General features: G+C 53.4%; 20 protein-coding genes. 6 read left to right on the forward strand and 14 right to left on the reverse strand.

Going from position 1 to position 24,096, the window contains the following annotated elements; all coding sequences use genetic code 11:
- The 3 genes from C5O24_RS00005 to C5O24_RS00015 all read right to left on the reverse strand — a co-directional run.
- A partial coding sequence (locus C5O24_RS00005) for an IS110 family transposase (protein ID WP_153061364.1) occupies positions 1-397 on the reverse strand: 397 nt, incomplete at its 3' end.
- 140 nt (positions 398-537) lie between these two features.
- Positions 538-1,398 carry a relaxase/mobilization nuclease domain-containing protein gene (locus C5O24_RS00010; RefSeq protein WP_107036137.1) on the reverse strand — a complete coding sequence of 287 codons (861 nt, stop codon included), beginning with the start codon at positions 1,396-1,398 and terminating at the stop codon, positions 538-540.
- Between the two features lie 309 nt (positions 1,399-1,707).
- The gene (locus C5O24_RS00015) at positions 1,708-2,103 is read right to left on the reverse strand and encodes a hypothetical protein (RefSeq protein WP_107036138.1); all 396 of its coding nucleotides are present in this window, start codon (positions 2,101-2,103) and stop codon (positions 1,708-1,710) included.
- Positions 2,104-2,926: 823 nt separating this feature from the next.
- Between C5O24_RS00015 and C5O24_RS00020 the strand changes: the two genes are divergently transcribed.
- A complete protein-coding gene (locus C5O24_RS00020) occupies positions 2,927-3,163 on the forward strand; it encodes a hypothetical protein (protein ID WP_133165414.1) in 237 nt (78 codons plus the stop codon).
- Positions 3,164-3,291: 128 nt separating this feature from the next.
- Here C5O24_RS00020 and C5O24_RS00025 read toward each other — a convergent pair whose 3' ends face one another.
- Together C5O24_RS00025 and ppdK are read right to left on the reverse strand one after the other, a co-directional pair.
- Entirely contained in the window at positions 3,292-4,788 is a 1,497-nt protein-coding gene (locus tag C5O24_RS00025) for a tyrosine-type recombinase/integrase (RefSeq protein ID WP_107036140.1), read from the reverse strand.
- 268 nt (positions 4,789-5,056) lie between these two features.
- The gene (gene ppdK / locus C5O24_RS00030; RefSeq protein ID WP_107036141.1) at positions 5,057-7,771 is read right to left on the reverse strand and encodes a pyruvate, phosphate dikinase; all 2,715 of its coding nucleotides are present in this window, start codon (positions 7,769-7,771) and stop codon (positions 5,057-5,059) included.
- A 248-nt stretch (positions 7,772-8,019) separates the two neighbouring features.
- Between ppdK and rlmD the strand changes: the two genes are divergently transcribed.
- Positions 8,020-9,477, forward strand: a complete 1,458-nt coding sequence (gene rlmD, locus C5O24_RS00035) for a 23S rRNA (uracil(1939)-C(5))-methyltransferase RlmD (RefSeq protein WP_107036142.1) — start codon at positions 8,020-8,022, stop codon at positions 9,475-9,477.
- Here rlmD and C5O24_RS00040 read toward each other — a convergent pair.
- Positions 9,426-9,890, reverse strand: coding sequence for a CYTH domain-containing protein (locus C5O24_RS00040; protein WP_107681305.1), 465 nt, complete (start codon positions 9,888-9,890; stop codon positions 9,426-9,428). The two genes, rlmD and C5O24_RS00040, sit on opposite strands and share 52 nt — an antisense overlap.
- A 45-nt stretch (positions 9,891-9,935) precedes the next feature.
- On the opposite strand from C5O24_RS00040, the gene C5O24_RS00045 reads away from it, so the two are divergent.
- On the forward strand, positions 9,936-10,763 hold the full coding sequence (locus C5O24_RS00045; protein ID WP_107681306.1) for a CvfB family protein: 828 nt from the start codon (positions 9,936-9,938) through the stop codon (positions 10,761-10,763).
- Positions 10,764-10,768: 5 nt separating this feature from the next.
- Here the strand turns inward: C5O24_RS00045 and rsgA are convergent, their stop codons facing one another.
- The 8 genes from rsgA to purL form a co-directional block, all read right to left on the reverse strand.
- Complete coding sequence (gene rsgA / locus C5O24_RS00050; RefSeq protein WP_107036145.1) at positions 10,769-11,707, reverse strand: ribosome small subunit-dependent GTPase A; 939 nt, start codon at positions 11,705-11,707, stop codon at positions 10,769-10,771.
- Positions 11,708-11,809: 102 nt separating this feature from the next.
- Positions 11,810-12,019 carry a winged helix-turn-helix domain-containing protein gene (locus C5O24_RS00055; protein ID WP_107036146.1) on the reverse strand — a complete coding sequence of 70 codons (210 nt, stop codon included), beginning with the start codon at positions 12,017-12,019 and terminating at the stop codon, positions 11,810-11,812.
- 214 nt (positions 12,020-12,233) lie between these two features.
- A complete protein-coding gene (locus C5O24_RS00060) occupies positions 12,234-13,064 on the reverse strand; it encodes a tetratricopeptide repeat protein (RefSeq protein ID WP_133165415.1) in 831 nt (276 codons plus the stop codon).
- 144 nt (positions 13,065-13,208) lie between these two features.
- Positions 13,209-14,912: an acyl-CoA dehydrogenase family protein gene (locus tag C5O24_RS00065; protein ID WP_107036148.1), complete on the reverse strand. Its 1,704-nt coding sequence runs from the start codon at positions 14,910-14,912 to the stop codon at positions 13,209-13,211.
- Between the two features lie 5 nt (positions 14,913-14,917).
- Positions 14,918-15,946, reverse strand: a complete 1,029-nt coding sequence (locus tag C5O24_RS00070) for an electron transfer flavoprotein subunit alpha/FixB family protein (protein ID WP_107036149.1) — start codon at positions 15,944-15,946, stop codon at positions 14,918-14,920.
- 37 nt (positions 15,947-15,983) lie between these two features.
- A complete protein-coding gene (locus C5O24_RS00075) occupies positions 15,984-16,856 on the reverse strand; it encodes an electron transfer flavoprotein subunit beta/FixA family protein (RefSeq protein ID WP_107036150.1) in 873 nt (290 codons plus the stop codon).
- Between the two features lie 87 nt (positions 16,857-16,943).
- A complete protein-coding gene (locus C5O24_RS00080; protein WP_107036151.1) occupies positions 16,944-18,347 on the reverse strand; it encodes an amidophosphoribosyltransferase in 1,404 nt (467 codons plus the stop codon).
- A gap of 81 nt (positions 18,348-18,428) precedes the next feature.
- On the reverse strand, positions 18,429-22,127 hold the full coding sequence (purL, locus tag C5O24_RS00085) for a phosphoribosylformylglycinamidine synthase (RefSeq protein ID WP_107036193.1): 3,699 nt from the start codon (positions 22,125-22,127) through the stop codon (positions 18,429-18,431).
- A gap of 243 nt (positions 22,128-22,370) precedes the next feature.
- Here purL and efp point away from each other — a divergent pair, with 243 nt between their 5' ends.
- The 3 genes from efp (at position 22,371) to C5O24_RS00100 (ending at position 24,001) form a co-directional block, all read left to right on the forward strand.
- On the forward strand, positions 22,371-22,937 hold the full coding sequence (gene efp, locus C5O24_RS00090) for an elongation factor P (RefSeq protein WP_107036152.1): 567 nt from the start codon (positions 22,371-22,373) through the stop codon (positions 22,935-22,937).
- 220 nt (positions 22,938-23,157) lie between these two features.
- Entirely contained in the window at positions 23,158-23,385 is a 228-nt protein-coding gene (locus C5O24_RS00095; RefSeq protein WP_107681307.1) for a hypothetical protein, read from the forward strand.
- Between the two features lie 100 nt (positions 23,386-23,485).
- Positions 23,486-24,001 (forward strand): uracil-DNA glycosylase family protein, encoded by a 516-nt coding sequence (locus C5O24_RS00100; RefSeq protein WP_107681308.1) that lies wholly within the window; start codon positions 23,486-23,488, stop codon positions 23,999-24,001.
- Positions 24,002-24,096 lie beyond the last annotated feature (95 nt).

Consider the following 24,096-nt stretch of genomic DNA (forward strand, 5'->3'; position numbering starts at 1 on the left):
CGAGGCTGTCCTTCGAGTGAATGTACACACTGCCGAGCTCGCCGCGCATAAGGGCTTTGGCCAGCTTTTTTGAATCCACCGGGTCTGACTTCGAGACCTTTTCCTTCTGGGTGGTCGGAACGTCAGCAGCATGTACCACGGTGCATTTTATACCAAGCTCAGTCAGGGCATAATAGGTCGAGAAGCCAGAAAACCCCGTCTCGTAGGCTGCATGGTAGCTACCGTTAGGATAATGCTTGTTCAAATGTTCAAAGAGCTCTTTGGCCGAAGCCTTTTGAGTATGAGTGCGCATAAACCCAGAGGGGGTGAGCACCGTGACACTCCATGTTCTCAGATGGACGTCAATACCAATAGAGATATTTTGTCCGCTGAAATCTTTTTTGTTACTTTGTACCATAGACGTATCGGTTTTGCTGTTAATGTATTTTGCTTTTACAAATTTACATGCAATTGCCCTTACGTCTATCTTTTCTCCTCACTCCTCTCGGGGGAAAGCCTTAGCGGCAAGGGGGCAGACAGCCCCCGTTGAGCGCCCCGTCAGCTAATCTGATGCAAACATAGTGACTTTCTATTATGGTCGATAATGATATATCCATAAGGCTTGTCCTTTCGCCCGAAGAAAACAAGGTCGATGCCAAAGTTCTTCTTCAAGTCTGCCTGTAGTCCCTTTACATCGGTATTGACGTTACGATACTTCAACAGTAGAGCCTTTATCTCCCACTGTCGCTGACGGTTTCGTCTGCGCTCCGGGAAGGAATCTTCAATCTCAGAGACAGCAACCTTCATCTGGACGGTTCCCTGCCTCTTTATATATAATGTGTCGTCCTTGACATAGCTCTCATACCCGAGGGAGGAGAGGAGAGCCTTGAACTGTGCCATCGAGGTGTAGCAGTAACCCTTGGCTTTTTCCAAATCCTTCTCTGTTTTCTTCCGTGCGTCCTGGCCGAGAATCCTGTCGATTGCCCTTTGAGAGCGTATCCGCTCCTGACTGTCGTTAATCTTGGTTCCGTCCGGCGCGACCCTTGATGTGACGATGTGAATGTGATTGTTTTCCGTATCGCGGTGGGCATATACGAGCAACGGCTGACCCTCCTGACCATACCCCATCTCTTTGAGATAGGCGTGGGCGAAGTCGAGCAACTCGTCTTCTGTCATTTCCTTCCCTTTGCAGGATATTGCAAGATGAAATTGGGTCTGACGGATCCGCCCGTTCCGTTCTGAATAGGTCTGGAGATAAGAGCGCAGCTCTTCAGGAGCAGGCTTACCGAAGCTGTCTATGTCTTCGAGAATCCCGAAGTTCTTTATCTCGATAAGACGAGCCGTGCCTTTGGCAACCTTGCGCTCGTTGTAAAGAACGGCATGGAAGTTGGGACTGCCGGGAAGGATTGTTGCAATCATGGTTCGTGAAATGTTGTACTTTGATTTATTACCCTTTGAATTATGGGGTATGAATCATATATTTCTTCATTACGACTGATGTGTTTTGGTTCCACGTCTTGTGGCGATATGGCTCTATGGGCTATAACTCATAAAATCATGTTGCACGATTTTTCAAGCATGAAGCCTGAATTTATAAATGAATATCTCTTGTGCCATGAAGTTTATACCCTTGAATAATACTTCATGCAATGCAGCGACAAGAATCATATTTCACAAAATTCTACATCACGTCCCGGAACATCATAATTTATGGACTATGGTGCGATATTATTTGCCCCGATGAAGTAATGTGGCTTGTTTCGTTACGTCAAGAAGTGCGCTTCTGATGGCTGAAACTGTGCCCTCGATACCGCGTACCGCAGGAATGACTGTTTTCTCCAGATACGACTTACTCAGCAGACCTGCAACGGCAAGTTCGTTGGCTCTCTTGACCACCTGATTGAGATTGGCGGACAGATGGAACAGCTCGTTGTGATACTCGCGATATAGCTTGCCAAGCTCATTGATCAGCTCCAGCCGTCGTTTGGCATCTGTGTCTGAAAACTCTGCTACGGCATCCCGTATATACTGACTGACAGAGCGGTAGCCCTTTGATTTCTCCCTGATAAACTGCGCCTCGGCTTCCGTAAGGCGTAGTTCGATTCTCTTGATTCTACGGTTCATTTTGACTGTGATTGCTGTTTACAGTGGGCCATATCCATCGGATTCTCGCCGGAGGCGAAACAGAGGCGGCAGCCTCCACCGCCGCGTAGCGGTCGGCAAGTGGCTTTTCAGAGGGCGAAATCCGGCAGGATTTTGTACGGCGAAAAGCACAACTTGCTTCCCAAAAACTGTAGAAAACGGCATATGCCCACAAGGTTCTCAGGAGCAAATCTACCGATTCCGGCCTGCTCCCATGGAAATGCACAACACTTTTCTCAAAAGACCGCGAGGCATGATTTATACTTCATACATAATGCCTTGTCGCAATATGAACATTCACATAATGTTTCAAGTGTCACCGGGATATAACCCAATACCACGAAACTTTATGCGATATGATACGATGGACTTTGAATCATATCCCATAGGATAATACATCATTTTGCATATATCAAAATCTCACATATTATCGTATGGAATTTAGCGATGCGCAAAATCACGTTTCATGGAACATGAGTTAATGTGGTAATGTCGCATGAGCCTTGATTCGATGATTTATAACTTAAATGACGGGGATTTGAAAATCATAATCTTTAAAGCATGGTGTTTTATGTATCAATTCATGGCATTTGTTTTGACGGTGCATAAGGGAATAAAAGAGCTTTCGTAAGCCTCTAAATTCACTCAATAGGATGCAATATCATTGTTGAAACGAGAATGTCAGCGCCAATAAATTAATCACTTGATTTCGTGTGATTTATTGACTTGAAAATTTGTTCAACTCGCTGATTTTTAGTATATTTGCATGAGGGATACTCCCTCGGAAACCATAAAGAATACGATTATGCCCGAGCTTCTATTATTCATATATCTCACTCTTTTCAACCTGCTGTTCAAGGGTGTCTGCTGGATAGTATTGACGCTGTTCCGCATTGCGCTCTTCATATTCCGTTGGACGATAGAAATTATAATCTATGCCATCCGCTTCCTTTATCGTCAGCTTTCCAAGGTGGCTGCATGGGGATGGAGAAAGGGATTTACGCACTATCGCACCCGGTATTCTCGGCAGTTGACACCGTAAGACTACGACTTTAGGGAAATAAAAAAACCATGCCAGTCAATACGACCGGCACGGCAGGCAAGGAGATGTTTTGGGTCTGTTCCCTAATGTGGAGTTTTGAAGCTCGCTCTCACTCGGGCTTGGCAGGTTCAGAAGCCTTTTCCTTTGGTTCGCTCGTAAACCACCTCTTTCTGTGAATCGCAGTTGGTGATTCGGAACTGTACGGCGCAGCCTTCCGGAATATCGTCAGGGAACTGGGCTGCGAGAGCCTTGATTATTGAATCGACTGTGCCGAAGCCTATGTCTGTAAGTTCAGCGATGACTTTGCCTTTGAAGTAGGCACGTCCATATATCATCATCTTCTTTGATATACGGAAGAGCTTGTCTTCTGTTTCCTCAAAGTCCTTGGCTTTTCCCTGCTTGCTCTTTTGGTCACTGAAGAAAACGAACTCGATGACCTTGGCGTTGAGCCGCCATGCAGGAGAATAGTCGAGTTTGACGTAGCCTCGGGTCACTCTGAAACCGTGGCTATGGTTCATGCCGAACGCTACCTCGAACAGATTCGCGTCACAGTCGTTCTGGGCTATGGTAGCCCATGTGTGACGGAACGTATAGCCGCTGTATTTCTTGTCCTTGTCGGTTATGCCCATATCCGTACAAATCTTCTTTATTCCGGAATTGACGTTGGCATTGAAGCTGTCGGAATCGCAGTATCGCTGATGGAAGATGAAGAGATATTCGTCATCTTCTCCGGCGAGATACTTGTCGAATATAGGCTGGATGAACGGTTCGACGCGCATTTCCATATACGCCTCGTCGGAACGACTGTGGCGGGTCTTTGCTCGCTTGTAATGAAGGATGCCGTTGTAGTAGTCGACCTTCTTCATGTTGTAGAGATCAACTGTGTTGATGCCGCCGAGGCAAAGTACAAGTTTCGCCACGTCACGTCCGAACTCCGGCAGAGGGGACAGCATTTTTGATTTTGGCAGAGGACGGTTGAAGAACTCTCGACATTCCTCGGCACTGATTGCCTTTTGTTCAGCCTTGTCAGCCTTTGGGATGGAGACTTTCAACCATGGATTGAACTTGATACGGATTATCCCTTTCTCCTCATCGTTCAGTTCAAGGATAGCCGCCTTGAATATTTGACGGATGCAGACGGGGTACATTTCCTTGCAACGCGCCTTGTTCATGAGCGACTTTATCCACTTCTGGAGTACTGTTGAAGAAAGGAACGAAAACATGATTTGGTTGGTGCCGAGGTATCGTTCCAGACTCTGCACAGCCATCTTGTAGTTCTTGGCGTTGCGCTCGTGACCTGAATTGATCATTCGGTTGATGTGGAGCTTCGCGTAGTCTGTGAAACTCGCATCGCTCTCTTTCGTCTGTAGGAATGACACAACTTCCTGAACAGTCCAGATAGACGTATCCTGAAGATTGAGACGACGTGTATAGTCGGAGATGAGCTGAGTACAGTAGCGTAGTACTTCGTTGTCGCGAATTTCCTTGGTCTTGGTCACCGAGGAGGGTGCGACTAGTTTGTCGGTTTTGATATACCCGGGTTTTCTGTTTTGTATGACCCGGATGTAGACGGGATAGTACCCGTCTGAGCGTTGCTTCTGAACGCATGGTCTTAGGGTTGCCATAACTCTCTTGTTTGATATATGATTAATATTTGATGCCTGTGGGCTTTTTTTTATTAATCAGAGATTTACGGCTGATTAAACGCTCTAAACACCGCTCTAAACACGCTCTAAGCAGAGGGGGTAAAAAGTCTAAGCAATTTCTAAACATTTACGTTCAAACTGCTCGGAAAGCGTGTCGGAATGAGCTGGAGGTCTAAGAGTAAATTAGGCCGTAACCCCTGCAAAGCAAGGTGTTACGACCTAATTGTCTGGTTTCAGTTACTAAGGATTAATCCTCGATAGCAGCCTGCGCCGCAGCTACGCGGGCGATGGGCACGCGGAAGGGCGAGCAGCTGACGTAGTCCATGCCGAGCTTGGCACAGAACTTCACCGAAGAGGGTTCGCCACCATGCTCTCCGCAAATACCTACCTTGAGCTCGGGCTTCACCGAACGGCCTTTCTCTACGCCCATGCGGACGAGCTGTCCTACGCCTTCCTGATCGAGCACTTCGAAGGGATCGGTCTTGATGATGCCGTGCTCTTTGTAGAATTTGAGGAACTTGGGAGCGTCGTCGCGCGAGAATCCGAATGTCATCTGAGTGAGGTCGTTGGTACCGAACGAGAAGAAGTCGGCCACTGTGGCGATGTCGTTTGCGCACAGAGCTGCGCGGGGCACCTCGATCATTGTTCCTACCTTGTAGGGAACGCTCTGACCTTTTTCTTCAAACACCTTGGCTGCGGTGATGTTGATCACGTCGGCCTGATTCTGGATCTCCTTGAGCGAGCCTACCAGCGGGATCATGATTTCAGGATGAACGTCGATACCACGTGCCTTCACGGCGAGAGCGGCCTCTATGATGGCGCGGGTCTGCATTTCGGTGATCTCGGGATAGGTGATACCCAGACGGCAGCCGCGGTGACCGAGCATGGGGTTGAATTCCTCAAGCGAATCTACCTTGGCCTTGACCTCTTCGAGAGTCAGACCCATCTCTTCGGCCATGACTTTCTGGGTAGCGGTCTGATGAGGTACGAACTCGTGCAGCGGTGGATCAAGCAGACGGATGGTGACTCCATATCCGTCCATGGCTTCGAAGATACCCTCGAAGTCGCCACGCTGCATCGGGAGCAGCTTTGCGAGAGCCTGACGGCGTCCTTCGACATCGCTCGAAAGGATCATTTCGCGCACAGCCTTGATGCGGTCGCCTTCGAAGAACATGTGCTCCGTACGGCAGAGACCGATGCCCTGAGCGCCGAAGTGGCGTGCCTGCTTGGCATCGCGGGGCGAGTCGGCGTTGGTGCGCACGAGAGTCTTGGTATATTTAGCCGCGAGATTCATGATAGCGCCGAAGTCACCGTCGAGTTCGGGATCGGTGGTGGGCACCTGACCGTCATAGACGTCACCGGTCGATCCGTTGAGCGAGATCCAGTCGCCCTCGGCATAGGTCTTGCCGCCCATTTCCACAGTTTTTGCCTTATAGTCTATGCGGATCTCACCGGCACCGCTGACGCAGCACTTGCCCATGCCGCGTGCAACTACGGCCGCGTGCGATGTCATGCCGCCGCGCATGGTGAGAATGCCCTGAGCCACGGCCATGCCGCGGAGGTCTTCGGGCGATGTCTCGATACGCACGAGCACCACTTTCTTTTTCTTTTCAGCCCATGCCTCGGCATCGTCGGCAGAGAATACGATCTGGCCGGTAGCGGCACCCGGAGAAGCGGGCAGACCCTTTGCGGCCACTTTGGCTTTCTTAAGCGAAGTCTTGTCGAAGACGGGGTGGAGAAGCTCGTCGAGCTTCTGCGGCTCCATGCGGTTCAGCACGGTCTTTTCGTCGATCTCGCCTGCGCGGAGCAGATCCATGGCTATCTTCACCATGGCGGCGCCGGTGCGCTTGCCGTTGCGGGTCTGGAGCATCCAGAGCTTGCCGTCCTGAATGGTAAACTCCATGTCCTGCATGTCCTTGTAGTGGTCTTCGAGCTTATGTGCTATGTTGATGAGCTCGGCAGCGCATGCGGGCATCGACTCTTCGAGCGAAGGATATTTGGATGCGCGCTCCTCCTCGGATATGCCCTGCAGGGCAGCCCAGCGGCGCGAACCCTCGACGGTGATCTGCTGGGGAGTGCGTATGCCGGCGACGACATCCTCGCCCTGTGCGTTGATCAGATATTCGCCGTTGAACATATTCTCGCCGGTGGCTGCGTCGCGCGAGAATGCAACGCCAGTAGCCGAGTTGTTGCCCATATTGCCGTAGACCATAGCCTGTACGTTGACGGCTGTGCCCCACTCTTCGGGGATCTGGTTCATGCGGCGGTAGAGAATAGCACGCTCGTTCATCCAGCTGTCGAACACGGCGCAGATGCCGCCCCAGAGCTGATCCCACGCGCTATCGGGGAAGTCCTTGCCGGTGAATTCCTTCACCGCGCCCTTGAAGAGCTTTACCAGGCGCTGCAGATCGGCCACGTCGAGATCCGTGTCGAGCTTCACGCCCTTCTCTTCCTTCACCTTGTCCATGATCTCCTCGAAGGGATCGATATCGTTCTTGCTCTTGGGCTTCATGCCGAGCACCACGTCGCCGTACATCTGCACGAAACGACGGTAGCTGTCCCATGCGAAACGAGGGTTGCCGCTACGGGTGGCGAGCGACTCCACTGTCGCGTCGTTCATGCCCAGATTGAGCACGGTGTCCATCATACCGGGCATCGAGGCGCGTGCGCCCGAGCGTACCGACACGAGGAGAGGGTTGGAGGGATCGTCGAATTTCTTTCCTGTCAGCGTTTCGACATGTGCTATGGCGTCGCGTACTTCCTTGTCAAGGCGCTTCACCACTTCAGCCTTTCCATACTGAGTGTATTCGGTGCAGACTTCCGTCGTGATGGTGAAGCCCGGAGGCACGGGCATACCCAGCAGATTCATTTCGGCCAGATTGGCGCCTTTGCCGCCCAGGAGATTGCGCATCGAGGCTTCGCCTTCAGCTTTGCCGTCTCCAAACGTGTAGACTCTTTTCATTGGGTTGGGTTTTAAGATTAAATTGTTATTTTGCAATTTGAATTTTGATATTCTATCCGGTTTACAGACGACCCCGACATACTTCGGCGCCGTCCTGTGTTTGACATGGGAGAGTATGCAAATTTAGGAAAATTCCTTTATCCACGAAATATTTTTTTTGTCTTTTTATGGAAATATCCCTCTCCATCGGCCGCAGAGTCTGTTTTTTAGAGAATTTATGAGTAGCTTTGCAGAAATTTTAATTTATAATGGGACGCAAGAAAAAAGACCTGCCTCTGCTTGAGGGGGTGGAGATAACCGATGTGGCCGCCGAAGGCAATGCCTTGGCACGCATCGACGAGATGGTGGTTTTTGTGCCGTTCGGCGCTCCGGGCGATATCGCCGACATCAAGATCGACCGACGTAAACGCCACTATGCCGAAGGCCATATAGAACGCATAGTCAAGCCATCTCCCATACGTGAGGAGCCGCGATGCGAGCACTTCGGCGTGTGCGGGGGATGCCGTTGGCAACATCTGCCCTATTCCTATCAGCTCGAATGCAAACAGCGGCAGGTCAGTGACGCTCTGCAGCGTATCGCCAAAGTGAAACTGCCTGAGATCTCCCCGATACTCGGATCGGCGTGCCGCTGGGAATACCGCAACAAGATGGAATACACTTTTTCCAACCGCAAATGGCTGACATTCGACCAGCTGCGCAGCGGCGAAGAGGTACCCGACCGCGACGCGGCCGGATTCCACATACCGGGAGCGTTCGACAAGGTGCTCGACATCAACCGGTGTCATCTGCAGGACGATTTCACCAACCGACTTCGACTTTTTGTCAAGGACTACGGCAAACGCCATTCACTCCCCTTCTACGACCTCAGGGCACAGAACGGACTGCTGCGTACACTGATGGTGCGCATCGCATCCACAGGCCAGATCATGGCCGTGATGGTGACCGGAGCCGACGATCCGGAGCCGACGGCCGCGCTGATGGATGCCATTGCCGCGGAATTCCCTGAAATCACGTCGCTGATGCTCTGCGTCAACACCAAGCTCAACGACTCCATTGCCGACCAGGAGATACGCCTGTGGCGCGGCACTCCGTATATAGAGGAAGAGATGGAAGGACTGCGGTTCAGAGTCGGCCCCAAATCATTCTATCAGACCAACTCGCTTCAGGCCTACGAACTTTACAAAGTGGCCCGTGATTTTGCAGGGCTGACCGGCAGCGAGCTGGTTTATGATCTGTACACCGGCACCGGCACCATTGCCAACTTCGTCGCCCGACAGGCATCGAAAGTGGTAGGAATAGAATACGTGGCCGACGCAATAGCCGATGCCCAGCTCAACTCGCAGGTCAACGGCATAGACAACACGCTATTCTTCGCCGGCGACATGAAAGATGTGCTCACCGACACCTTCATCGCCGAGCACGGGCGTCCCGACGTGATGATAGTGGATCCGCCCCGCGCCGGAATGCACGCCGATGTGGTCGACGTCATACTGCGGGCCGAACCACGACGCATCGTCTATGTCAGCTGCAATCCTGCCACACAGGCCCGCGATCTGGCTCTGCTCGACACCAAATACGAGGTCACAGCCGTTCAGCCGGTCGACATGTTCCCCCACACGCATCACGTGGAGAACGTTGTGCGCCTCGATCTGCGTCAATCGATCGGGTCGACCTTGCCAAGCGAAGCTGCGAGCGAGGAATTGTAATAATACGGATCGCCCGTCACTTCGCGTCCGATGAAAGCGGGCAGATCCACCTCCTCGTCCACGCTGTCGAGTTCTATCTCGGCCACCGTCAGCGGAGCAAGCGCCCCATGATACTCGTCGATCTCCCATCGGCCCACACGCCAGCGGGTCTTCTGCAGAGGCACAGTCAGCGCACAACACTCTATCATGGCCTCGGCATCGGCCACCGGCACCTGGTATTCCCATTCATCGCGCTCCGCGCCATGATTGATACCCTTGACCGTCAGCCACGCACGATCGCCCGCCGTCCGGACTCTCACTGTCGATTCAGGCCTGACCGACAGATAAGCCTGCGAGATCAGTTCGCTCGAATCGGCCAAAACCTTGTAGTCATCCGACACCACCAGAAATTTCCGCTCTATTTCCTTCGCCATAATCTGAATATTTATGGTTTATAAACAACGACAAAATTATATAAAATGATCAACATAGGAAAAACCAATACCCTAAAGGTGAGCCGCCTTGTAGAGTTCGGCGCATATCTCACCGACGACACGGCTGCCGATACGGAAATTCTGCTGCCACGGCGTTACGTCGACGAAAATCTACGCCCCGGCGACGAGATAGAGGTGTTTGTCTACAATGATTCGGAGGACCGCCCTGTGGCCACCACCGAGCGCCCTATAGCTCAGGTCGGAGAAGTGGCTGTGCTTGAAGTGGTGGGCACATGCCGCTATGGTGCGTTTCTCGACTGGGGGCTTCCGAAGGATCTGCTTGTGCCGTTCGGCGAACAGCGGGCACGCATGAAGATTGGCGGACATTATCCGGTGTTCATATATCTCGATGACGCATCCAAACGAATCGTCGCCTCAGCCCGTCTGGGCAAATTCTTAGGCAACCTGCTCCCCTCTTTTTCTCCCGGACAGGAAGTGGACGCGGTAGTCTACGAACGCACCGAGATCGGCTTCCGTTGTGCGGTCGACTCGCTTCATCAGGGAATGCTTTATTCCGACGAACTGTTCCGTCCGGTCAGCGTTGGCCAGAAACTTAAGGCTTACGTGAAGAATGTGCGTCCCGACGGACGCATCGATCTTTCGGCCGCACCCGATGCCAAGCATCGCACACGCCAGCTTGCCGACCGCATTGCAGCCACGATAGAGGCAGCCGGAGGACATATCGCTATCTCCGACGCATCATCGCCTGAATCGATACAAGCCGCATTCGAATGCAGCAAAAAAGATTTCAAGAAAGCTGTAGGCCATCTTCTGAAAACAGGCCGGGTCACCCGAGACATGTTCGGCGAATAAACCGGTCAGAAAGGCTTACGGTATTTGTCAGGGGCGGAGTCAGCCAAAATGCTCAGATATGAAGCATAACGGCTCTGGGATATAGTGCTATCTTCGAGAGCTTCCCTGACCGCGCAACCTGGTTCATGGGTATGGGTACAGTCGCCATATCTGCACCCCGACGAAGCCTTGAACATCTCGGGGAAATAATGCCCCACCTCGGCAGCGTCGAAATCAATAGTTCCGAAACCTTTGACCCCCGGAGTATCGATAATCGCACCGCCTCCAGGCAATGCGAACATTTCCGAGAAAGTGGTGGTGTGCATGCCGGTGTCATGCGTGGTCGAAATCTCCGCCGTCCGTAATTCCATGCCGGGAATCAGACAATTGATCAGCGAACTCTTGCCTACGCCTGAATTGCCCGAAAATAGCGAAGTCTTTCCGGCCATTGCCTCACGCAAGGCGTCAACACCCTCTCCCGTCAGAGTGGATGTATGCATCACCCTGTAGCCTATCGACCTGTACAGATAGCTCACGGCTTCGAGATACTCCTCGCGCTCAGCGTCATAGTGACACAGGTCGACTTTATTGATGACAAGAGTGGCCGGCACGGCATAAGCCTCGGCTGTGGCCAGAAATCGATCGATAAATGTTGTAGATGTGACTGGATGATACAATGTGGCCACCAGAAACGCCTCATCGACATTGGCCGCGATGATATGAGCCTCCTTCGAAAGGTTGCTCGCACGCCTTATTATGTAATTTTTCCGAGGCATGATAGCCGTGATAAACGGCATTGCGCCCGCATCGCCGTCAAGCTCCACGCGGTCACCGACAGCCACAGGATTTGTGGTGCGAATCCCCTTGAGCCTGAAATTGCCCTTTATCTTCGCCTGCACCTCGCAACCATCGTCGGTAGCCACGGTATAGAAGCTTCCCGTATTTCGTATTACGGTTCCTGTCATAATCAAAACATCTACAAAGAAGCTGCAGCGCCGGGCTTCAGTATGAGAAGACAGCGCTGCAGCCTCTTGTGTGGTTGATATCAATCACTCTGTCGATATAGCTCAATGAGCCAGAGTGATCAGAATCTCTTTATTGTCTTCGCTCTCCTCGAATTTGATTTTGTCCTCGCGGGCGAGCCATCCGAGAGCCGCGCAGATCTCCTTCTCCTTCAGTTTGGTGATCTTTTTGATCTGCTTGATGTCGAGTATGTCGGCCTCATTGAGTGCATTCCAGACCAGACCGGCCCAACATCCGATGGTTTCAGTGTTCATCTTTCTTAAATTTTTGTTATGGTAAAAAGTGCATCATAAGCAGTTATGCGCTGCAAAGTTACAAAAAATGTCTGAAATATTGTCTTTTACACACAACAAATATGCATTGCGAAAGGTTCGCACGCCATTCGCACGCCATTCCGGCTGTCGATTGTTCCGTCTATGGAACTTACCTATCCGGTCAACACCACTGCTCTGCCTGTCAGCTGCCATCCTACATCAGAGGCTCGGCTCTGCGCATCGGAATGCCAAGGCTGACGGCACGGCGCGCATCAGCTCTGGCATCTTCCGGCCTGTAACGCAGTCTGTTGAGCAGCGCCCGATAGAGATACAGCTCTCCATAGGCCGGATCAATCTCCAGCCCCTGCGCAATATCGTCGGCCGCCTCCAACAGGCTGCCGCTCATCATGTGGGCTATAGCCAGCGACGCATAATGCTCGGCTCGCGGACTCGCCTCCACTACCTTGCGCAGAGGGCTTACCGCCTGAGCGTAAAGCCCTCTGCTGGTCAGAAACGTCGCCTTGGCAAAATTGGTGCGGACATCATCCGGCGCCAGCAGTTCCAGACGCTGCAGTTCCGCAACAGAAGCCACCGAATCGCCAGCGCCTATCGTTGCCAGCACATGAAAATACAACGCGTCAACGTTCAAAGAATCAATCTCCAGCACACGTTCCCAGTCAGCAAGAGCATCGCTCTGACGTCCCATGGCCGAAAGCACTTTGGCACGGTTGGATATCAGCACCGTGGCATTCGGAGCCATCCGCAACGCGTCGTCGAGCGTCGACAGAGCCATAGAGTCATTGCCCTGATAAAACCTCACCATGCCGAGATTTGACATAAGCAGCACGTTGGACACATTGGCGGGTTCGAGTCTCATGGCTTTGAGAAACAGACTCTCGGCCAACGGCCAATCGGCCTTCGCGCAGGCGCTGTCGGCCTGCTCTACAATACGCAGATATGGTCCGTGGATATCGGCTGCGCCCTGAGCCAGAGCACCCATGACCATACAACCCGCGACGACAATAAAACATAACAGACGTTTCATGACGCGAATATAGCCACTCGTTGCATAACTACACACCGATACATCCGTAAAGATTGTTAAGAGCCGGACAATAAAAGGCGCTGTGCCAAATTCTAGGATTTGACACAGCGCCTGATTATGCGGATTGATACCTCCGGAAGGCGATTATTCTGCCTTGTAGAGGTCGATCTGTGCGGGATTGAAAGCGGCTATGAAGTCGGCGTGGCGAGCCACCTCGCTCTGCGCGAGCTTGCAGTAAACACCTGCCGAACGGCTGAAACCTTCGTTGCGGTTGGCATCGGAGAGCATCAGGTATCCCATGATGATATTGCCGGCCATCTCCACCATGCGGCGAGCCATGAAATCAGTATAAGTCGTATCGTTGACCGCTGTCACGGCAGACACAGCAGTTTCATACTGCGCTGTCAGACCGATCAGCACATCCTTGATCCACTGCAGATCCTCGCGCACGGCCTGAGCCTCATATTCGCGGATCATGGCAAGATAGTTGCCGGTGGTGACGTGGCGGATAGCTGCCACGACCTGAAGCTGCGTGGTGCCTTCGTAAATGGATGTGATGCGTGCGTCGCGATATACGCGCTCACAGGCATAGTCCTTCATGAAGCCCGAGCCGCCATGTATCTGGATGCAGTCGTAGGCATTCTGGTTGCAATACTCGCTGCCCATACCCTTCACAAGCGGAGTGCATGCGTCGGCAAGCTTGCTGTAATGCTTCATTTCCTTGCGCTCGTCGGCTGTGAGCGAACGCTCTTTTGCGATATCCTCATAGATCTTGTAGATATCCACGAAGCGGGCTGTCTCGTAAAGCAGCGCGCGCGACGCATCGAGCTTGGCCTTCATCACCGAAAGCATCTCTGCCACAGCGGGGAACTCGATGATAGCCTTGCCGAACTGCTTGCGGTCCTTGGCATACGCCAGAGCCTCGCGATAGGCACGTTCGCTGACGCCCACCGACTGAGCGGCGATACCCAGACGGGCGCCGTTCATCAGAGCCATCACATATTTGATCAGACCCATACGGCGTGAGCCAACGAGCTCGGCCGGAGCGTTCTTATAGGTAAGCTCGCATGTCGGCGAACCCTTGATACCCATCTTGTTCTCGATACGGCGCACATCCACGCCACCGTTGCGCTTGTCGTAGATAAACATCGACAGGCCGCGGCCGTCGCGGGTGCCCTCTTCCGAACGGGCAAGCACGAGGTGTATATCGCTGTCGCCATTGGTGATGAAACGCTTAACACCATTGAGCACCCAGCTGCCGTCGGGCTTCTGCGTGGCCTTGAGCATCACCGACTGGAGGTCGGATCCGGCATCAGGCTCGGTGAGGTCCATCGACATGGTTTCGCCCTGACATACGCGCGGTATATAGCGCTGCTTCTGATCCTCATCGGCAAATTCATAGATTGTTTCGGCGCAGTCCTGCAGTCCCCAGAGATTCTCGAAGCCTGTATCGGCACGGCTTACAATGTCAGCGGCCATGATATACGGAGTGATCGGGAAATTGAGTCCGCCCAGACGACGGGGCATAGCCATGCCCATCAGGCCGGCCTTGCGGCAGAGATCAAGATTCTCCTGTGTGCCGGGCGCATATATCACTCGTCCGTTCTCCACTTTCGGTCCGTCGTGATCCACTCCCTCGGCGTTGTCGGCGATAGTGCCGCCACAGATGTCGCCCACGATTTCCAGCACCTTGTCGTATGAATCCATCGCATCGGCGAAGTCCATCGGCGCATAGTCATATTTGGCGGCATCGGAATAGTTGCGTTCCTTGAGTTCGACGATCTTCTCCATCAACGGATGGTTGAGATGATGTCTGAGATCAGGATTATCGGTATAAAAATTAGCCATTTTGTTTACTTCGAGTTCTTTTTGTAGTACTTGATGAGTTTGGGCACGATCTCCTCGGCGTTGCCGGTTATCACATAGTCGGCGATAGTGTTGATGGGAGCCTCCGGATCGTTATTGATGGAGATGACCATAGCACTGTCCTGCATGCCGGCTATATGCTGTATCTGTCCGGATATACCGCAGGCGATATAGAGTTTCGGACGGACGGTGACACCGGTCTGTCCGATCTGACGGTCGTGGTCGACAAAGCCGGCGTCGACAGCCGCACGCGATGCACCGACCTCTCCGCCGAGAGTGTTGGCGAGATCGAAGAGAAGATCGAAGTTTTCCTTCGAACCCATGCCGTAACCTCCGGCAACGATGATGGGCGAATTCTTGATGTTGACCTTCGACTTTTCGATATGACGGTCGATGATCTCCACCACGTAGTCCTCGGGGCGGACATATTTCTTCACGTCGAGATTAACCACCTTGCCCCTATGGTTCTCATCATGGATCTGCTTCTTCATGACGCCCTCGCGCACTGTGGCCATCTGCGGACGGCAATCAGGATTGACGATCGTTGCCACGATGTTGCCGCCGAATGCCGGACGTATCTGGTATAGCAGGTTTTCGTAAGCCTTTCCGGTCTTGGGATCGGTGTGCGGGCCGATCTCAAGCGCTGTGCAGTCGGCGGTCAGACCGCTGTGGAGGCACGAGCTCACACGCGGACCCAGATCGCGGCCTATACAGGTGGCGCCCATGAGGCATACCTGAGGCTTGATCTCCTTGAACAGGTTGATGAGAGCCGAAGCGTGAGGATTGGAGGTATAGGGATAAAGCTTCTTATCCTCGAACTTATAGACCGTGTCGGCGCCATATTTGAAGATCTCTTTCTCCACATCGTGAAGCTTGTCGCCGATTACCACTGCCTCAAGCTTCACGCCGAGGTTGTTGGCGAGCTGTCGTCCCTTGGTCAGCAGCTCAAGGCTGACGTCGGCCACCTTGCCGTCGTCGTACTCGCAATATACTATGAGATTGTTGGTGTCTGCCATATTGTTTTCTTTGACATTTAGAGGTTAACGACCGGCATCAGCCTATCGTGTGATTGGCTAAAAGTTCCTTTATCAGACCTTCGAGCGACTCGTCGTCGTTGTCGAGCTTGCGGCTCTCCTTGGCTGTGAACACCACGTTGACGATATTCTTCACCTTGGTCGGAGAGCCGGGCATACCGATCTGCTCCGGATCAGCGTCGACGTCGGCTGCACTCCACTCGCGGATGGTCAGTTCCGGACGTTTGGCCACTATCTCCTTTATCTGTTCGGGCAGTTTGGACTGCTCCGACTGCGATGTAGCATATTTGAACCGCATCAGACGCATGGCGTTGCGCGGACGGCAGTCGGGCGCCGATCCGTTGACAGTCACCACGCATGGCAGCGGAGCCTTGACGGTTTCAACGCCGTTTTCCAGACGTCGCTTTACTATGATATGGCCATTGGCCACTTCGAGAATATCCTCGGCATATGTCACCTGAGGCAGACCGAGCTTCTCGGCTATCTGGGGGCCAACCTGAGCGGTGTCGCCGTCGATTGCCTGACGGCCGCCGAGGATCAGGTCGTAATTGCCGATCTTTTTCACAGCCTGGGCGAGCGAATAGGATGTGGCTAGAGTATCGGCGCCACCAAGCACACGGTCGGTCAGAACAATGCCGCCGTCGGCTCCGCGCATCATGGCCTCGCGGATTATCTCCGAGGCACGGGGAAGACCCATGGTAAGAAGAGTGACTGTGGTCCCGGGGTTGGCGTCCTTTATGCGGAGCGCCTGCTCAAGCGCGTTGAGATCCTCAGGGTTGAAGATGGCGGGGAGAGCGGCGCGGTTGATGGTGCCGTCCTCCTTCATTGCATCTTTGCCCACGTTGCGGGTGTCAGGCACCTGCTTTGCGAGCACAACGATGTTAAGGCTCATACTTTTTCTTATTATTGATAATTTCTAATTCAGGCTACAAAGATACTAATTTCAGCCGACAACGGCAAACCGCCGGAGCGTATCGGCTCAGTCGTGGCTGCTGCCGTCGAAACAATGGGTACAGATCTTGCACTTTGGCAATCCGATCGAGCTGACCACATTCTCTATCGAACTGAACTGAAGAGAATCTATGCCGAGCTGCTCGCGGATTGTCTCCACCATGCGACGGTATTTCTCGCTGCCGGTGGCTGCATATTCTTCGAGGTTACGATCGTGATCCCCCTCAAGCTCCTTGATCACACGACGGGTGATCAGCTCCAGTTCGCTTTTCGACGCAGTGAAGTTGAGGAAGCGGCAGGGATATATCAGGGGCGGACAGCTGATGCGCATGTGCACCTCGCGGGCGCCCGACTCATATAGATCGCTGACGTTGTCGCGGAGCTGCGTTCCCCTGACGATCGAGTCGTCGCAGAATATCACTTTGCGGTCGCGCAAAAGCGATTTGTTGGGGATAAGCTTCATCTTGGCCACCAGCTCGCGGCGCTCCTGTGTGCTCGGAGTGAAACTGCGTGGCCAGGTCGGAGTGTACTTGACGATACCGCGCTTGTAAGGCACCTTCTTGCCCTCGGCATAACCGAGAGCCATTCCTATGCCGGAGTCGGGAATAGCGCTGACGAAATCGGCATCGGTGTCATCGTCGCTGCCCATATTCTTGCCGCATTCGTAGCGCATTTCGTCTACGTTGCGTCCCTCATACTGGCACACCGGATAACCGTAATAGGTCCAGAGAAAGGCGCACACCTGCATCTCTTCTCCAGGAGCTTTGAGCTGCCGCATGCCTTCGGAGTCGAACTCCACGATCTCGCCTGGGCCGAGATCGCGCTCTATCCGGAAACCGAGATTGGGGAACGCGCAGCTTTCGGATGTAGCGGCAAAAGCCCCGTCCTTACGGCCGATGATTATAGGAGTACGGCCAAGACGGTCGCGGGCCGCTATTATACGGTCCTCAAGCAGCAGAAGCATGCTGCACGATCCCTTGACGCGGTTATATACGTTTTCTATACCGCTCACATAGTCGCTGCCCTCGCTTATGAGAGCCGCGATCATCTCAGTGGGATTGATTATATCGTAGCTGTGCTCGCAGAAGTGATGGCCTTTTTCAAGCAGTTCGCTCTCAAGCTCGCGGATATTGTTGATGCGGCCTACGGTCACGATGGCGAACTTGCCCAGATGACAGTTGACGATTATAGGCTGTGCATCCGTATCGCTTATCACGCCGATACCCTGACGGCCAGAAAATTCGTGCAGATCGCCTTCGAACTTCGTGCGGAAATATGAATTCTCTATATTGTGTATGGAGCGGCTGAACACACCATTGTTCACCGTCGCCATGCCGGCACGTTTGGTGCCCATGTGACTGTTGTAGTCAACGCCGTAAAAAAGCTCGCTGACACAGTCCGAACGTTTTGAGATTCCGAAAAAACCTCCCATATTCAATTTTTTAAGCAGGTGGTCCTGTGATCGGAATGATCATCGTATGGACTCACCTGCTGTAGGTTGTGATTCGATAATTTATTTATGGTTTTCAATCCACTTGCGCGCATTGACGAAGGCATCGATCCAGGGCGTCACTTCGTCCGACCGTCGCGCGGCGGGATAGTAGCCACACTGCCACGGGAATATCGCTCTTTCGAGGTGAGGCATCATGGCCAGATGACGTCCGTCGGCCGAGCAGATTCCTGCCACAGCGCCACGCGAGCCGTTGGGATTGCCCGGATATGAGGCATAGCTGTAGCGGGCCACGACATTATAGTTTTCAAGCGGCATCGGCAAGACAAATTTTCCTTCGCCATGAGCCACCCATATACCGGTCTTCATGCCTGACAGCGGACCGAACATCACGGAGTTGTTTTCGGGCACTGTCACTCCCAGGAACTGCGATTCGAACTTGTGGCTGTCGTTGTGTTCCATCCTCGCGCGCTTCGGATGCTCCGGGTTTATGAGGTTGAGTTCGACCATCAGCTGACATCCGTTACAGATGCCGAGGCTAAGTGTGTCGGAGCGCTTGTAGAAGCGTTCGAGAGCTGTGCGGGCGTTGTCATTCCACAGGAAGCCGCCGGCCCATCCTTTGGCCGAACCGAGCACATCGGAATTGGAGAAGCCTCCGCAGAACACGATCATGTTGACATCCTCAAGCGTTTCACGTCCGCTCATCAGGTCGGTCATGTGCACGTCTTTCACATCGAATCCGGCCAGATAGAGCGAATAAGCCATCTCGCGATCGCCATTGACGCCCTTCTCCCTTATTATTGCAGCGCGCACGCCCGACTTGGCATGGCGTCCGAGCGTCAGGCCACGCGAGGCAAGCTTGCCGTCGAAGCCTTTGGGCAGACGATAGCGGATAGGCTGCTTCTTGTAGTTCTCAAAACGGCTTGCAGCCTGCTTTTCGCCGCTCTGGCAGCGGTCAAGCAGATACGACGGACGCATCCACACGTCGCGCAGCCAATCGATGCCGAGCATCGTTTCCTCTCCGCGATGATTTATCATAAGCATGCGCTCCTCGGCAGGACGGCCGATGACGATGTGCTTCACACCTGCCTTGTCAAGAAGTTCCATAGCCTTGTCGGCTTTGTCGTCGGCCACCTGGAGCACTACGGCCGGATTCTCTGCAAACAATATCTTGACGAGATCGTCCTCGCCGGCGGCGACAAAGCCATCGGTCGACATCTCGATACCACCCTTGGTGTTGGCGAAAGCCATTTCGAGGAGCGTAGTCACCAGACCGCCGGCCGAGACATCGTGGGCGGCCATCACCGAACCACGCGCCACAAGCCGCTGCACGGCATTGAACGCCGCCGCAAACCGTCCGGCATCGGCTACTGTCGGAGCCTCAGCGCCAAGACGGTTCATGGTCTGTCCCAGAGCCGAACCGCCGAGCTTGAGCGAATCGGACGAGAAGTCGACATATATAAACTGCGACTTCTTGGGCTGCATCACCGGGCTTACCGTACGTTTCACGTCGGTCACCTCACCGGCAGCCGAAATGATCACAGTGCCGGGAGCGAACACCTTGTCATCGCCATATTTCTGAGTCATCGAAAGACTGTCCTTGCCGGTTGGGATATTGATACCGAGAGCGCAGGCAAAGTCACTGCAGGCCTCCACTGCACGGTAGAGCGCCGCATCCTCGCCCTCGTTACGGCAGGGCCACATCCAGTTGGCCGACAGCGACACCGCTTTGAGCCCACCCTTCAGAGGCGCGCCGACGATATTGGTCAGCGACTCGGCCACAGCCATCACCGAACCACGGGCGGCATCAACCAGAGCCACCTGGGGAGCATGGCCGATAGAAGTGGCTATGCCCTCCTTGCCGCGGTAGTCGAGAGCCACTACTCCACAGTCGCTGAGCGGGAGCTGTATCTCGCCCTGACACTGCTGACGGGCCACCTTGCCGGTCACCGAACGGTCAACCTTGTTTGTGAGCCAGTCCTTGGATGCCACAGCCTCCAGGCTGAGCACATCGCGCACATAATCCTCGATCTTATCGGACGAATATTCAAGGTCGGCATACGTATTCACCACAGTGTTGTCGGTCATGACAGTCTTGGGCGAATTGCCAAACATGTCGGCCATAGCAAGATCGATCGGCTTTACGCCGTCGGCCTGCTCGAACACGAAGCGGTCGTCGGCAGTGGTCTCACCCACCACATACAGCGGGCTGCGTTCGCGCTCTGCGATGCGTGCCACCCGCTCTATATCGTCGGCGTGGAGCACCATGCCCATGCGTTCCTGACTCTCATTACCAACGATCTCCTTGGCCGACAGAGTCTTGTCACCTACAGGAAGAGCATTGAGATCGATATGGCCGCCGGTAGCCTCAACCAGTTCCGACAAAGCGTTGAGATGTCCGCCTGCGCCGTGGTCGTGGATCGACACGATCGGATTGCTGTCGCTCTCGGCAAGAGCACGTATGACATTGCTGACGCGCTTCTGCATCTCAGGATTGGCTCGCTGCACAGCGTTCAGCTCGATAGCGTTGGCATACTGGCCTGTCGCCACCGACGAAACGGCGCCGCCACCCATACCGATACGGTAGTTGTCGCCACCCATCACCACTACTTTCTCACCCGGCTCTGGAGTGCCTTTGATAGCGTCGCGCGCTGCGGCGAAGCCTACGCCTCCGGCAAGCATGATCACCTTGTCATAAGCATAGAGCTTGCCGTTCTCATCGTGTTCAAACGTAAGCAGCGATCCGCAGATCAGCGGCTGACCGAATTTATTTCCGAAATCCGACGCTCCGTTAGAAGCCTTGATGAGTATGTCGCATGGTGTCTGATAAAGCCACACACGCGGATTCATCATCAGCTCCCAGCGATGCCCGGGACTCATGCGCGGATATGATGTCATATACACAGCCGTACCGGCTATGGGCAGACTGGCGCGGCCTCCTCCGAGTCGGTCGCGGATCTCGCCGCCCGAACCGGTAGCCGCACCGTTGAAAGGCTCTACGGTTGTGGGGAAATTGTGAGTTTCGGCTTTAAGCGATATCACGGTCGGTATCTCCTTGACGTCGAAATAATCAGGCTGTTCGGGATTGACCGGATAGAACTGCTCTACTTTCGGGCCCTTGACAAAGGCCACATTGTCCTTGTAAGCCGACACAAGAGCGTTGGGATTGGTCTGGGATGTCTTTTTGATCAGCTTGAACAGCGACATAGGTTTCTCCTGACCATCGATCACGAATGTGCCGTTGAATATCTTGTGACGGCAATGCTCGGAATTGACCTGCGAGAATCCGAACACCTCGCTGTCGGTCAGCGGACGGCCGAGCCTCCGCGACAGATCGCACAGATAGTTCTCCTCATCGGCGCTGAGCGCCAGACCCTCCGCACGGTTGTATTCGGCTATATCCTCGATATAAACTATCGGTTCGGGCTTGCGGTCGGTGGTGAACACCCGTGAGTTGAGTCCCTCGTAGACACGTTCGAGCATCTTGTCGAACTTTGGCGGATTCTCACGCGCCACCACAAACTGCTCTATGCGCGTGATTCCTGTCAGTCCCATGTTCTGGGTTATCTCTACGGCATTTGTGCTCCACGGGGTTATCATCTCCTTGCGGGGACCCACAAATGTGCCTTTCACTGAAGTTGACGAGAGAGGTTTGGCACCTCCGAACAGCCACGTGAGTTTCTCCTTCTCCTGATCAGAGAAACGGTGGTCAGTTTCCACAGCTGTCACTGTGTCGGCGCCTTTCTTGAAGAATACGACCATGCTTGGTTTATTGTTGGTGATGTTTATGGGTGCAAATTTAAGCATTATTGGCGAAAATTCAACCCCTCCGCATCGATTTTGACACATACTATTAACACACCGGCCGCTCTGCCCTCACCAGCCCCTGACCGACCCGGATGTCAGCCGTACACCACATTACAACACTGTTCTACGACGCAACACTTGGCAGTTTGACGCATTTTTCTTAAATTTGCGCCCGGAAAATCAAATCATCATAATTATATGATCAACGCTCAAGACATCAAAAACGGCACCTGCATACGCATGGACGGCCGCCTCTACTTCTGTGTAGAATTCCTTCACGTGAAGCCCGGCAAAGGCAACACCTTTATGCGCACCAAGCTCAAGGACGTTGTCGACGGCCGCGTACTCGAGCGCCGCTTCAACATCGGCGAGAAGCTTGAGGACGTGAGAGTCGAGCGCCGCCCGTTCCAGTACCTCTACACCGATGGCGACGACGATATCTTCATGAACAACGAGACATTCGAGCAGATTCCCATCAACAAAGAACTCGTCACCGGCGCGGCATACATGAAAGAGGGCGACACAGTGGAAGTCGTGACTGACGCATCCACCGAAACCGTGCTCTTCGCCGAGATGCCCATCAAGACCGTACTCAAAATCACATATACCGAACCGGGACTTAAAGGCGACACAGCCACCAACACCCTCAAACCCGCCACAGTCGAAACCGGCGCGGAAGTACGAGTGCCGCTCTTCATCAACGAAGGCGAGCTCATCGAGGTTGACACCCGCGACGGATCCTACATCGGCCGCGTAAAGGCATAACCCCCGGCCGCACGACAAACAACATTGAGAAATGCACCCTCCAAAGGGGTGCATTTTTTCTTTATACCAAGCGAGAAATAAACGTCTATCCGCTGCAAAAAGCTATACTTGAGGCAAAATTTCGAAAAAAGTGGACTTAATACACTATTTTTCACCAAAAAATTTGCCCGACCCGACTATTGATATTATATTTGCGCCCAAACAACCGATTAACGTAATAATGAAAACCGTATTTCCCCGAATTCTGCTTGCTTTGGCCGCCCTCGGAGCATGGGCTGCGTATGAAAGCACACAAAAAAGCAACACTATCCAGACACCGCAGGTCGAAACTGCCGAACGGTGGACCGATAGCGAGGCTATGCTCAACGCGCATATTAACGCAGAAAATGACACGCAGCAAGTCAGACACCTCTCGCAAGCAAGAGTCAGAATCGTCAGAAACCACTGACACAAGGTCTGGCTCTGCGATTTCAGCACCCACATCCTCACTCCCCATAGAAGAGCACCCCTGGGAACCGTTTATTCCCGAGGGCGCACGACTCATATTCATGGGAACCTTTCCGCCACAGCCCAAAAGGTGGCAGATGCCGTTTTTCTACCCCAACCGCATCAATGACTTCTGGCGCATAATGGGAATCGCCGTCTACGGCGACCGGCAGCATCTGATCGATCCAGCCACAGAAACATTCCGGCTCGACGACATACGGCGTATGCTCAAGGATCTGCATATAGCCATGTGGGATACCGCAGCTAAAGTGCGCCGGCTGCGCGAAAACGCATCCGACAAATACCTTGACATCGTAGAACCAGTCGACCTTCAGTCATTACTCGTCCGCATGCCTGACTGTACCGAAATAGCCACTACAGGACAGAAAGCCGCAGAAGTCATCGCTACGCTTACATCATCAGCAGTGCCACAGATGGGGCATTTTGTCGAAACGGACTTCGCCGGACGCAAGATCCGCCACTGGCGCATGCCTTCTACCTCACGGGCCTACCCTATGTCGATCACCTCTAAAGCCGCCTACTACTCCGACATGCTGCACACCATCGGACTTATATGACCGGACACGCCGGCCAGCCGACCGCGCATATCACACGACAACAAATTCTTCCACATAAGCCTGCCCTTCAATACCCCACCCCACCACGACAGAAG

Source organism: Paramuribaculum intestinale (assembly GCF_003024925.1).
GTDB classification, from domain to species: domain Bacteria; phylum Bacteroidota; class Bacteroidia; order Bacteroidales; family Muribaculaceae; genus Paramuribaculum; species Paramuribaculum intestinale.